This is a genomic window from Pseudomonas sp. QD4, assembly GCF_049199125.1.
In the GTDB taxonomy this organism is placed as follows: domain Bacteria; phylum Pseudomonadota; class Gammaproteobacteria; order Pseudomonadales; family Pseudomonadaceae; genus Aquipseudomonas.
In genome coordinates, this window is the sequence record NZ_JBLZOM010000002.1 from 928,548 (window position 1) to 940,237 (window position 11,690).

The window sequence follows — 11,690 nt, forward strand, 5'->3', positions numbered from 1 at the left end:
GCTGCGTGTGTCAGTCATTTGGCAAATATCTCCAGCAAACGTGGAGCGATCTTGTCCAGTGGGCGAATCTCTACGGCGGCGTCGATGGCAGCGGCCGCCTTGGGCATGCCATACACCGCGCTGCTGTTCTGGTCCTGCGCGATGGTCATATAGCCTTGATCACGCATGAGTTTGAGGCCCTGGGCACCGTCGCGCCCCATGCCGGTCAGCAGCACGCCAACCGCATCGCCATTCCAGTAGGTGGCGACGCTCTCGAAAAACACATCGATCGAGGGTCGATAGATTTCGTTCACCGGCTCGGCGGTGTACGCCAGGGTGCCGTTCTTCAACAGACGGATATGGTGATTGGTGCCCGCCAGCAGCACCGTGCCGCTTTGCGGCGGCTCGCCTTCCCGGGCCAGGCGAACCTTGAGCCCGGAAGCGCTGCTGAGCCATTCGGCCATGCCCGCGGCAAACACCTGGTCAACGTGCTGGACCAGCACAATGGCGGCGCGAAAGTCCTGGGGCAAGCCCTTGAGCAGGACCTCCAGGGCCGCCGGACCGCCTGCGGAGGAGCCGATGGCCACCAGGCTCTGGCGCGGCGCGCTGCTGCGCAAGGGCGCCGGCGCCGAACGCACGCGGCTGCCACGCTGGCCGATCAGCCAGCCGATATTGAGGATCTTGCGCAACAGTGGCGCGGCCGCCTCCTGGGCATTGCCGGCGCCCAGGGCCGGGGTGTCGACCACGTCCAGGGCGCCATAGCCCATGGCCTCGAACACCCGGTGCACGTTCTGCTGGCGGTCGACGGTGACAATCACAATGGCGCAGGGAGATTCGGCCATGATCCGCCGGGTCGCCTCCACGCCGTCCATGACCGGCATGATCAGGTCCATGAGAATCAGGTCCGGGGTCAGCTCGGCGCAGTACTTGACCGCCTCCGCGCCGTTGGTGGCAACCCACACCAACTCATGGCTCGGATCGAAAGCCAGGGCTCTGCGCAAGGCCTCCACGGCCATGGGCATGTCGTTGACAATAGCGATTTTCATGCCCGCGCTCCTCCAATCAACTCCACCACCGCGTCGAGCAGGGCGTCGTCGTGGAAACTGGCTTTGGCTAGATAATAGTCGGCTCCGGCGTCCAGTCCACGACGGCGGTCCTCTTCCCGATCCTTGTAGGAAACCACCATCACCGGTAGCGACTGCAAACGGTTGTCGCGACGTAAAAGTGTGACCAATTCAATACCGTCCATGCGGGGCATATCGATGTCGGTGATCAGCAGGTCGAAGTCTTCGGAACGCAAGGCGTTCCAGCCATCCATGCCATCGACCGCGACCGCCACGTCATAACCGCGATTGAGCAGCAGCTTGCGCTGCAATTCACGCACCGTCAGCGAATCGTCGACCACCAGAATGCGCTTGCGCGCGGCCTCGGCCTGGGGCCGGTCATGCCGGGCAATCCGTTCCAGACGCCCGGTATTGAGCAGTTTGTCCACCGAACGCAGCATGTCTTCGACATCGACGATCAGCACCACCGAACCATCGTCGAGCAGAGCACCGGCGGAAATATCCTGGATCTTGCCCAACCGATCATCCAGCGGCAGCACCACCAGGGTCCGCTCGCCGATAAAACGCTCTACCGCCACGCCATACACCGCGTCGCGCTCGCGAATCACCACCACTTTCAGGGTCTGCTGGCTGCCTTGCGCCGCGGGGCGCTGCAACAACTGGCTGGCGGCCACCAGGCCGACGTGGCGGCCTTCATGCCAGAAATGCTGGCGCCCCTCGACCTGCACAATGTCCTCGGGCGCGAGGTCGCACATGCGTTCGATATGGGCCAGCGGGAACGCATAGGCCTCGCCGCCGACCTCCACCACCAGACTGCGCACCACCGACAGGGTCAGCGGCACTTCAAGGTGGAAGCGACTGCCTTCGCCGGCGGTCTGCTCCAGCACCACCGCGCCGCGCAGCTGGCGAACCATGTGCTGCACCGCATCCAGCCCCACGCCCCGTCCCGAGACCTCGGTAACTTTGTCACGCAGGCTGAAGCCGGGCAGGAACAGAAAGGTCAGCAGCTCTTCTTCGCTGAGCTGGGCGGCGGTTTCCGCCGGAGACAATTGGCGCTCGATGATGTTCTGCCGCAGCCGGTCCAGGTCCACGCCGTGACCGTCGTCAGTCAGCTCCAATACCAGCAGGCCGGCCTGGTGCGAGGCCCGCAGGCGGATCAGGCCTTCGGCCGGCTTGCCGGCCAGCAGACGATGGTCCGGCGGCTCGATGCCATGATCGACGGCATTGCGCAGCAAGTGGGTCAGGGGTGCTTCGAGTTTTTCCAGCACATCGCGGTCGACCTGGGTCTTTTCACCTTCAATCTCCAGGCGCACCTGCTTGCCGAGGCTGCGGCCCAAGTCGCGGACCATCCGCACCTGGCCTGCCAGCACATCGGCGAACGGGCGCATGCGACAGGCCAGCGCGGTGTCGTAGAGCACCTGGGCGCGCTGGCTGGCCTGCCAGCCGAACTCGTCGAGCTCGGCGGTCTTTTCCGCGAGCAACTGTTGCGATTCGGCCAACAGCCGGCGGGCATCCTCCAGCGCTTCCTGGGCCTCCAGGCTCAGGGCGTGCTCCTTGAGGTGCACATTGAGACTTTCGAGGGCGCGCAGGCTGTTGTTCTGCACGCGCTTGAGGCGCTGCAGATTGGCCAGATAAGGTTTCAGGCGCTGGGTTTCCACCAGCGACTTGCTCGACAGGTCGAGCAGGCTATTGAGGCGTTCGGCGGTGACCCGCAATACTCGCTCGCCGCCTTCGGTCAGGCGCGAGCCCTTGCGCACCGGGGCCGCCACGGACTCCGCAGGAGCCTCGGGCAGCAGCGTCTCGGGGTTGGGCTCGGCAGCGGGCTCGCTGCTCGGCGCCTGCAACTGCAACTGCAACTCGGCCATCGGCGGGGGCGCCACGGGCGGCGGGACCGGGCTCGCGCCAGGCGTTGCCGGCGCCAGCAGGCGCGCCATCAGCTCGACATAGGCCTCGATATCCTGGGGCCCGACATTGGCACTGCCCGGGGTGGCGATGCGCATCAGGAAGTCAGTGCCCTGGAGCAAGGCATCAATATGTTCAGGCAGCAGGTACAGGCGCCCTTCCTGGGCACTGACCAGGCAATCTTCCATGACGTGGGCGACGCTGACGCCGGCATCGACGCCGACAATCCGCGCCGCGCCCTTGAGGGAGTGCGCCGCGCGCATGCAGGCTTCCAACTGGTCGGCCTGGGTCGGGTTGCGCTCCAGGGCCAGCAGCCCGGCGCTGAGCACCTGGGTCTGGGCCTCGGCCTCCAGGCTGAACAACTCCAGCAGCGATGCGTCGCGCATTTGATCGGGGGTCATGAAAGGCTCCGGGTCACGGCCGCGAGCAATTGCTCTTCATCCAGCAGGCGCAAACTGCGCCCCTTCCACTGCAACACGCCACGGGTGTAGCGGGCGCTGGCCTGCGAACCCGAAACCGAAGCGGCATTGAGGGTGCGCTCATCGATGGCGTGGATGCCGTCCACCTCATCCACCGGCACCACCACTGGCCCGCCATGGGCCGCGATGATCAGCATGCGCGGCATGATCCGTGCGCCCGACGCCACGCCGACAGTGGCGTCCAGCCCCAGCAGTTCGACCAGGGACAGGCAGGCCACCAGCGCGCCGCGTACATTGGCCACGCCCAGCAGGGCGCGCGAGCGCTGGTGAGGCAACGAGTGAATGGTCTGCAACGGCGCCACCTCGACCAGGCAACGGGTCGGCAGGCCCAGCCATTCCTCGCCCAGGCGGAACATCAACAGCGAACGGGTGACGATGTCGCTGTCGACCTCCAGCGCCATGGATTGCACGCGGTCCTGTTGCTGCAACGAATATCGATCGAGCAAGCGGGTGGCCGCCGCCGAGTACACCGAACAGTTGCGGCAATGGATATGCTCGACCAGCAGCGGACAGGATTTGTCGCCATGGATGCCGATGCGATTCCAGCAGTCATCGATCTGCTGGGCATCTTCATGGGTCACGTTCAACGAATAGGAGCTGCTCATCGTTCAGGCTCACGGTCAACGGTGCGTACGCTGCGGGCGGCACGCTCCTGCAATCGACGGGCACCCGCGGTATCGCCCTGGGACGCCAGCAAGGCGGCCAGGTGCGCCAGCGCCTCGGGATGCTGCGGCTGCAGGTACAGGGCCTTGCGATAAAAACCCTGGGCTTGCAGGGTACTGCCGGCCACATCACTGAGCAGGCCCAGCCAGTAAAACACTTGGGCGACCGGCTCATGGCTGCGCAGATACAGCTCGCAGGCGGCACGGGCTTCGGCGCTCTTGCCTTCATTGGCCAGCGCGGCAATCTTCGCCAACAAGGCGTTGGCGTCGCTGGGCGGCGCTGCCGGAGCCGGCCGCGCAGGCGCCGGCATGGAACTGAAAGGCCGAGCACGTGGTGCCGGCGGCGGCACACTGCGCAGTGGCTGGCGCGGCGCCAGGGGCAACACCGGTGGCGCCAGGACCGGGGCAGGAACCGGCAACGGTGCCGGCTCGACATGGCGACTGAAGGCAAAAGACTGCGCGATACCGATCGAGCGCATGCCCAGGCGGCCCAACAGGCTGCCTTCGGCCGGGCCGATAAACAGCACGCCGTCGACATGGGTCAGCCGCTTCAGCACCTCGAACACCTGCTGCTGGGTCGGCTGGTCGAAATAGATCAGCAGATTGCGGCAGAACACAAAGTCATAGGGCGGCTCATTGGCCAGCAGGTGGGGGTCGAGCAAATTGCCGACTTGCAGGCGCACCTGCTCGCGAACCCGCTCATCCAGCCGATAACGCTCGTCCTCGACACTGAAGTGGCGCTCGCGAAACCCGCTCTGCTGGCCGCGAAAGGAATTCTTGCCATACACCGCCGCCTTGGCCCGCTCCACCGACAGCGGGCTAACGTCCAGGCCATCGACCTTGAACTGGTGCGGTGCGATGCCGGCATCCAACAGGGCCATGGCAATGGAATAGGGTTCTTCACCGGTGGAGCACGGCAGGCTGAGCAGGCGCAGGGCGCGCATGCCGCGAATCTCGGCCAGGCGCGCCTGGGCCAGTTTGGCCAGGGTTGCGAAAGACTCCGGATAGCGAAAGAACCAGGTCTCCGGGACGATCACCGCCTCGATCAGTGCCTGCTGCTCATCCTTGCTGCCGCGCAGGGTGTTCCAGTACTCCTCGGCATCCCGGGCCTGTTGCGCGGTCATGCGTTGGCGCACCGCGCGCTCGATGATGGCCTCGCCCACCGACGCCACGTCGAGGCCGATGCGCTCCTTGAGAAAATCGAAAAAACGCTGGTCGCGGCTCACGGCAGTTCCTCGAGCAGCGCCGGATCCAGCGGCGGAGACGGAAACAGCAGCCCACGCACCTGGGTATCGAGCAGGTCGTCGACCCGCACCCATTGCAGCAGGCCGTGCTCGTCTTCACGCACCGGGCCCAGGTACGGGCTCTGCCGGTTATCCAGGCCATAGGGCTGGAACTGCGCCGGGTCGCAGCGCAAGGTGTCGCTGGCCTGCTCCAGGATCAAGCCCAGCAACTGGCCGGCCTGCCCGGGGCTGGCGCGATAGTGCACCAGCACCAGGCGGGTGCTGGTCCGTGCCTGTGCCGGCTGGCCAAACGTCAGGGCGCTGAGGTCGATGACCGGCACCACCACGCCCCGATAGGCAAAGATCCCAGCAACCCAGGCCGGGGCCTGGGCGATGGGCTTGAGCAACAGGCGCGGCAGGACTTCGACCACCTCGGTGGCCTGCAGGGCATAACGTTGGTTGCCGATGCGAAACACCAGAAACAACACCTTCTTCGGCGGCGCCTGTGAGCCCCGCCTGGCCGCGAGATCGCTCATCAGACTTTGAAACGCGAGACGCCGCTACGCAGCCCCACGGCCACCTGGCTCAACTCGTCGATGGCGAAGCTGGCCTGGCGCAGGGATTCAACGGTCTGGCTGCTGGCATCGCCCAGTTGCACCAGCGCGTGGTTGATCTGCTCGGCGCCGGTGGCCTGGGCCTGCATGCCTTCGTTGACCATCAGCACCCGTGGCGCCAGCGCCTGGACCTGATGAATGATCTGCGACAGTTGCTCACCCACCTGCTGCACCTCGGACATGCCGCGGCGCACCTCCTCGGAGAACTTGTCCATGCCCATCACCCCGGCCGACACCGCCGACTGGATCTCGCGCACCATCTGTTCGATGTCATAGGTGGCCACGGCGGTCTGGTCCGCCAGGCGCCGGACTTCGGTCGCCACCACGGCAAACCCGCGTCCGTACTCACCGGCTTTTTCGGCCTCGATCGCAGCGTTGAGCGACAACAGGTTGGTCTGGTCGGCGACCTTGACGATGGTCACCACCACCTGGTTGATGTTGCCGGCCTTCTCATTGAGGATCGCCAGCTTGGCGTTGACCAGGTCGGCCGCGCCCATCACCGAGTGCATGGTGTCTTCCATCCTCGCCAGGCCTTGCTGGCCGGAGCCCGCCAATACCGACGCCTGGTCGGCGGCGGTCGACACTTCGGTCATGGTGCGGACCAGGTCCTTGGATGTGGCGGCGATTTCCCGGGAAGTGGCACCAATCTCCGTGGTCGTGGCCGCGGTCTCGGTGGCGGTGGCCTGTTGCTGCTTGGAAGTGGCGGCAATCTCGGTCACCGAGGTCGTGACCTGCACCGAAGAGCGCTGGGCCTGGGACACCAGGGCCGTGAGCTCGGTCATCATGTCGTTGAAGCCGGTTTCCACTGCGCCGAATTCGTCCTTGCGGTCGAGGTTGAGGCGCCCACTGAGGTCACCCGTACGCATCACGTCGAGAATCTTCACGATGCGGTTCATCGGCGCCATGATCGCGCGCATCAACAGCAGCCCGCACAACCCGGCGGCCAGCACCGCAATCAACAGCGACAGGCCCATGCTCACTTTGGCCGCGGCCACGGCATCATCGATCGCCGTGGTGGCGGCATCGGCCACCGACTTGTTCTCGCTGATCACATCGTTGAGACGCATGCGCCCGGCGATCCAGGCTGGAGTCAGTTGTTCGTTGAAAGTGCGATTGGCCTCGGCATCCTTGTTTTGCTGGTGCAGGTCGAGAACCACCGCCTGGATCCGGTTGAATTCCTGATGCTGGGTTTCGAAGGCGTCGAACTCGACCTGATCTTCACGGCCGTTGATGGTGGCCCTGTAGCTGGCCATGTGTTGCTGCAGGCGTTGTTCGAAGGATTTGAAGTCCGCGGCGTTTTCGGGGCTGATCCCCTGCCCTTGCTTGAACCCGAGGATCTGCTGGGTCAGCAGGTAGCTGTCGACCCAGGCGCTGCGAATCATCGAACTGTAATAGACCCCGGGGATGGCGTCGGTGCGCATGCGCTCTTCACCGGCCTCGATTTTCAACAGACGGGAGTACGAGACCACGACCATCAACAGCATGATGGCGATAATCACCGCAAAGCTCGCCAAAATGCGTTGGCGCAACGTCCAGTTCTTCACAGTCAGTCCTCGGGGCCGTTCAAATGGGGGGCAGTATAGCCGAGGGCGGGCCATCATTTATCTGCGGTTTGCGCACCAGGTCTCACTCGGCGCTAAAGCCTGCGTGGGCTCTGGGTGGCTACTTTCCGCCATATGACCGAGCGCGAGCCAGTGCTGTTTCGGCAAATACAGCCAGCATATCCGCCATCCACCCCGCCCCCCCCGGCGCGCCCACGCCGCAACCTCCCCGCCCCTGGCCTCAGGTCGCGGCCAGACGCACCTGGTTTTCCAGTTCGCGCTTGAGCCCCGGCTCGAGTTTGAGCTGACGCGCCAGTTCGTCCAGGTAGGACTTCTCCATGAAGTTCTCTTCATCCACCAGCATCACGCTGGCGATGTACATTTCGGCGGCCATTTCCGGGGTGCTGGCGACGCGGGCGACATCCGCCGGATCCAGCGGTTTGTTGAGCTCGGCGTGCAGCCAGTGCTGCAACTCCTGATCGTTATCCAGGCGGGTGAACTCGCCCTCGATCAGGGTCCGTTCGCGCTCATCGACATGCCCGTCGGCCTTGGCCGCGGCCACCAGCGCCTTGAGGATCGCCTGGCTATGCTGTTCGACCTGCTGCGCCGGCAGGCGGTCAATGGTCTGGGGTTCGCGCTGGGGAGCGGTTCCCTGCTGCGCCTGCCAGTTGCCATAGGCCTTGTAGGCGATCACCCCGAGGGCGGCCAGGCCACCATAGACCACCGCCTTGCCGCCGAACTTGCGGGCTTTTTTATTGCCCAGCAGCAGGCCCATGGCGCCGGCGGCCAATGCACCGCCGCCGGCACCGGACAACAGGCCGCCCAGACCGCCGGCACTGCCACCGAGCAAGCCGCCCAGCGCGCCCTTGCCGGCCGGGGCCTTGCCCGATGCGCCTGAGGCCTTGTTCTGCAGCAGGTCCTGGCCGGACTTGAGCAATTGATCGAGCAATCCACGGGTATTCATTGCGACCTCCGGAAACTTCGGTTCAGTGGCTAAATAAGGCCACCAGCCTAGTGGGAAGTGCCCGTGCGCTGTGCTCGAGAGTGCTTCGGGATGTTGCCTGGACGCAGCGGCCCATCGATTAAAAAGATATACACTGCGAAAAATCTATAAAACCGTCCAACCGGTATCCCCCACCATGATGACCCTGCGCCAGATCCGTCACTTTATCGCCGTGGCCGAAACCGGCTCGATCTCCGCCGCCGCCCAGGCAGTGTTCATCTCGCAATCGACCCTGACCCTGGCGATCCAGCAGTTGGAACAGGAGATCGGCGTCAACCTGTTCAATCGCCACGCCAAAGGCATGACCCTAACCCACCAGGGCCACCAGTTCCTGCGCCAGGCGCACCTGATCCTGGCCACCGTCGACAACGCCAAGCGCAGCCTGCAACAGAGCACCGACCAGGTGGCCGGGCAATTGATCGTCGGCGTGACCAGTCTGGTGGCCGGCTACTACCTGGCGGACCTGCTGACCCGTTTCCAGCGTGCCTACCCCAATGTGGAAATCCGCGTGATGGAGGACGAACGCCCGTACATCGAGCACCTGCTGGTCAGCGGCGAGATCGATGTCGGGGTGCTGATCATCTCCAACCTGGAAGACCGTCACGCGCTGCAGACCGAGGTCCTGACCCACTCGCCGCACCGGCTCTGGCTGCCGGCCCAGCATCCGCTACTGGAACGCGACAGCATCAGCCTGGCAGACGTTGCCGGCGAGCCGCTGATCCAGCTCAACGTCGATGAAATGGACCACAACGCCCAGCGCATGTGGACCGGCGCCGGCCTGCAACCGCGAATCACCCTGCGCACGGCCTCCACCGAAGCGGTGCGCAGCCTGGTGGCTGCCGGGCTGGGGGTGTCGATCCAACCGGACATGACCTACCGCCCGTGGTCGCTGGAGGGCGACATCATCGAGGCACGCTCCCTCGCGGACCTCGGCCAGACCCTCGACGTCGGCCTGGCCTGGCGCCGTGGCACCGCCCGTCCGGCACTGGTGGACCCGTTCCTGACCGTGGCCCGCGAGCAGCCCCACGGTGGGCGCAAGCCATCGATTTAATCGAATGTTCAATTCTGTATTTAGTATTTGTCGCCCTTCTGCCCGGCCACTAGTCTCTTCCCACTCCGGAAGCGGCGGTGGTCGGACACCGGGCACCCGGGAGCAACCATGGCTACGCAAGAAAAGAGAACCCGCAAAATGGCTGGCGTGCACACTCCGTTACTGACCGCGTTATTGATCGATGGTGAACTGGTGGCCGGCCAGGGCTTTGTCGAGCCGATCATCAATCCGGCCACCGGGGAAGTGCTGACGCACATTGCCGAAGCCAGTACCGAACAGGTCGAGAGCGCGATTCTGGCCGCGCACCGCGCCTTCTCCGGCTGGTCGCGGACCACGCCCCAGCAGCGCTCGAACATCCTCCTGGCCATCGCCGACGCTATCGAAAAACACGCCGATCACCTGGCCCGCCTCGAATCCCTGAACTGCGGCAAGCCATTGCACCTGGCGCGCCAGGACGACCTGAGCGCCACCGTCGATGTGTTTCGCTTCTTCGCCGGTGCGGTGCGCTGCCAGACCGGCCAGTTGTCCGGCGAATACCTGCCGGGCTTTACCAGCATGGTGCGCCGCGATCCGATCGGCGTGGTGGCGTCGATTGCGCCGTGGAACTACCCGATCATGATGGCCGCCTGGAAAATCGCCCCGGCCCTGGCCGCCGGCAATACCCTGGTGTTCAAGCCCTCGGAGCACACGCCGCTGTCGATCCTGGCCCTGGCGCCGACCCTGGCCCAACTGCTGCCGCGCGGGGTGATCAACATCATCTGTGGCGGCGGTGAAGGCGTCGGCAGCCACCTGGTCAGCCACCCGAAAGTGCGCATGGTGTCGCTGACCGGGGATATCGTCACCGGGCAGAAAATCCTCCAGGCCGCGTCCAAGACCCTCAAGCGCACCCACCTGGAACTGGGCGGCAAGGCGCCGGTGATTGTCTGCAACGATGCCGACTTGCAGGCGGTGGTCGCCGGCGTGCGCAGCTATGGCTACTACAACGCCGGGCAGGACTGCACCGCCGCCTGCCGTATCTACGCCCAGGCCGGAATCCATGACCGTCTGGTGGCCGAACTCGGCGCCGCCGTCAGCAGCCTGCGCTTTGCCGGCAAGCGTGACACCGACAACGAAATCGGGCCGCTGATCAGCACCCGCCAGCGCGACCGCGTGGCCAGCTTTGTCGAGCGCGCCCTGGGCCAGCCCCATATCGAGCGGGTCACCGGAGCCGCCGTGCACACAGGCCCTGGCTTCTATTACCAACCGACCCTGCTCGCCGGCTGCAAGCAGAGTGACGAAATCGTCCAGCGCGAAGTGTTCGGCCCGGTGGTCACCGTGACCCGCTTCGACGAACTGAGCCAGGCGGTGGACTGGGCCAACGATTCGGAATACGGCCTGGCGTCCTCGGTCTGGAGCCAGAGTCTGGACAAGGCGATGCAGGTTGCGGCGCGCCTGCAATACGGCTGCACCTGGATCAACAGCCACTTCATGCTGGTCAGCGAAATGCCCCACGGCGGCCTGAAACGCTCCGGCTACGGCAAGGACCTGTCCAGTGATTCGCTGCAGGACTACAGCGTGGTACGGCACATCATGGCCCGCCATGGCACCGACCTTTAGGAGCAGTTGCTGGCGGCGAGCTACAAGCTGCAAATGAGCGCGGGTTCTACTCGCAACTTGCCGCTTGCAACGTGCCGCGGCTCAAAAGCAGGTGCCTTCGGCGTCGCTGCACACCCCATACGGCGTATTGCTGATAAACCAGTTGAGCCAATGGGGCTCCCAGTCCCGCCACTGGATAAAGTAGGTCTTGGTCTCGGTGTTGAATGTCACGCCGAAAATACTCAGTTCCCGGACACTCTCCGACATGCGCATGTCCAGCGAATCGTCGTAGATCAAGGGCGAGCGGTAAACCCGCTGCGGGTTCTGGAGGTCAACCACCTGCAGATACCCCAGGTGCCTGAAGGGTATGAACAGGTTACCGGCATGGACATGCTGCATGAGGTAGCGCCCCGAAGATCCTCTGCTGGTGTAAGGCTCGCGATTGAGCACCTCACTCAACTGTTGGATGAACACCCCGGCGCCGCAGGCAAGCAGTATCAGCAGTCCGAAAACGGTCTTCCTGAGCTTCATCGGGCAGCGCCCTGGAGGCTGCAATTCATTGACCTGATCTCCCTGAAAAGGCGCCATTGAACGAGT

General features: G+C 64.7%; 10 protein-coding genes. 2 read left to right on the top strand and 8 right to left on the bottom strand.

Going from position 1 to position 11,690, the window contains the following annotated elements:
- Positions 1 to 14: 14 nt before the first annotated feature.
- From ACOZJV_RS15240 to ACOZJV_RS15270, 7 genes are all read right to left on the bottom strand, one after another.
- Positions 15 to 1,025, bottom strand: a complete 1,011-nt coding sequence (locus ACOZJV_RS15240) for a chemotaxis response regulator protein-glutamate methylesterase (RefSeq protein WP_201129616.1) — start codon at positions 1,023 to 1,025, stop codon at positions 15 to 17.
- Positions 1,022 to 3,346, bottom strand: coding sequence for a hybrid sensor histidine kinase/response regulator (locus tag ACOZJV_RS15245; RefSeq protein ID WP_421547973.1), 2,325 nt, complete (start codon positions 3,344 to 3,346; stop codon positions 1,022 to 1,024). Before ACOZJV_RS15245 ends, ACOZJV_RS15240 begins: the two co-directional genes overlap by 4 nt.
- Positions 3,343 to 4,029 (bottom strand): chemotaxis protein CheW, encoded by a 687-nt coding sequence (locus ACOZJV_RS15250; protein WP_078469991.1) that lies wholly within the window; start codon positions 4,027 to 4,029, stop codon positions 3,343 to 3,345. Before ACOZJV_RS15250 ends, ACOZJV_RS15245 begins: the two co-directional genes overlap by 4 nt.
- Positions 4,026 to 5,312 (bottom strand): CheR family methyltransferase, encoded by a 1,287-nt coding sequence (locus ACOZJV_RS15255; protein ID WP_078469990.1) that lies wholly within the window; start codon positions 5,310 to 5,312, stop codon positions 4,026 to 4,028. Before ACOZJV_RS15255 ends, ACOZJV_RS15250 begins: the two co-directional genes overlap by 4 nt.
- Positions 5,309 to 5,845 carry a chemotaxis protein CheW gene (locus tag ACOZJV_RS15260; RefSeq protein ID WP_421547974.1) on the bottom strand — a complete coding sequence of 179 codons (537 nt, stop codon included), beginning with the start codon at positions 5,843 to 5,845 and terminating at the stop codon, positions 5,309 to 5,311. The genes ACOZJV_RS15255 and ACOZJV_RS15260 overlap by 4 nt, the downstream gene beginning before the upstream one ends.
- Positions 5,845 to 7,467, bottom strand: coding sequence for a methyl-accepting chemotaxis protein (locus ACOZJV_RS15265; protein ID WP_078469988.1), 1,623 nt, complete (start codon positions 7,465 to 7,467; stop codon positions 5,845 to 5,847). Before ACOZJV_RS15265 ends, ACOZJV_RS15260 begins: the two co-directional genes overlap by 1 nt.
- 238 nt (positions 7,468 to 7,705) lie before the next feature.
- The gene (locus tag ACOZJV_RS15270; protein ID WP_421547975.1) at positions 7,706 to 8,428 is read right to left on the bottom strand and encodes a tellurite resistance TerB family protein; all 723 of its coding nucleotides are present in this window, start codon (positions 8,426 to 8,428) and stop codon (positions 7,706 to 7,708) included.
- Positions 8,429 to 8,603: 175 nt separating this feature from the next.
- On the opposite strand from ACOZJV_RS15270, the gene ACOZJV_RS15275 reads away from it, so the two are divergent.
- Positions 8,604 to 9,518: a LysR family transcriptional regulator gene (locus tag ACOZJV_RS15275; RefSeq protein WP_078469986.1), complete on the top strand. Its 915-nt coding sequence runs from the start codon at positions 8,604 to 8,606 to the stop codon at positions 9,516 to 9,518.
- A 108-nt stretch (positions 9,519 to 9,626) separates the two neighbouring features.
- Positions 9,627 to 11,114: a gamma-aminobutyraldehyde dehydrogenase gene (locus tag ACOZJV_RS15280; RefSeq protein WP_421547976.1), complete on the top strand. Its 1,488-nt coding sequence runs from the start codon at positions 9,627 to 9,629 to the stop codon at positions 11,112 to 11,114.
- A gap of 81 nt (positions 11,115 to 11,195) precedes the next feature.
- On the opposite strand, the gene ACOZJV_RS15285 is transcribed toward ACOZJV_RS15280, so the two are convergent.
- On the bottom strand, positions 11,196 to 11,624 hold the full coding sequence (locus ACOZJV_RS15285) for a hypothetical protein (protein ID WP_421547977.1): 429 nt from the start codon (positions 11,622 to 11,624) through the stop codon (positions 11,196 to 11,198).
- Positions 11,625 to 11,690: the final 66 nt, after the last annotated feature.

What these genes read in the sequence shown, in the direction of transcription:
- ACOZJV_RS15240 (WP_201129616.1), bottom strand. Translation starts at nt 1,025, where the DNA reads ATGAAAATCGCTATTGTCAACGACATGCCCATGGCCGTGGAGGCCTTG.
- ACOZJV_RS15275 (WP_078469986.1), top strand. Translation starts at nt 8,604, where the DNA reads ATGATGACCCTGCGCCAGATCCGTCACTTTATCGCCGTGGCCGAAACC.
- ACOZJV_RS15250 (WP_078469991.1), bottom strand. Translation starts at nt 4,029, where the DNA reads ATGAGCAGCTCCTATTCGTTGAACGTGACCCATGAAGATGCCCAGCAG.
- ACOZJV_RS15270 (WP_421547975.1), bottom strand. Translation starts at nt 8,428, where the DNA reads ATGAATACCCGTGGATTGCTCGATCAATTGCTCAAGTCCGGCCAGGAC.
- ACOZJV_RS15260 (WP_421547974.1), bottom strand. Translation starts at nt 5,845, where the DNA reads ATGAGCGATCTCGCGGCCAGGCGGGGCTCACAGGCGCCGCCGAAGAAG.
- ACOZJV_RS15245 (WP_421547973.1), bottom strand. Translation starts at nt 3,346, where the DNA reads ATGACCCCCGATCAAATGCGCGACGCATCGCTGCTGGAGTTGTTCAGC.
- ACOZJV_RS15285 (WP_421547977.1), bottom strand. Translation starts at nt 11,624, where the DNA reads ATGAAGCTCAGGAAGACCGTTTTCGGACTGCTGATACTGCTTGCCTGC.
- ACOZJV_RS15280 (WP_421547976.1), top strand. Translation starts at nt 9,627, where the DNA reads ATGGCTACGCAAGAAAAGAGAACCCGCAAAATGGCTGGCGTGCACACT.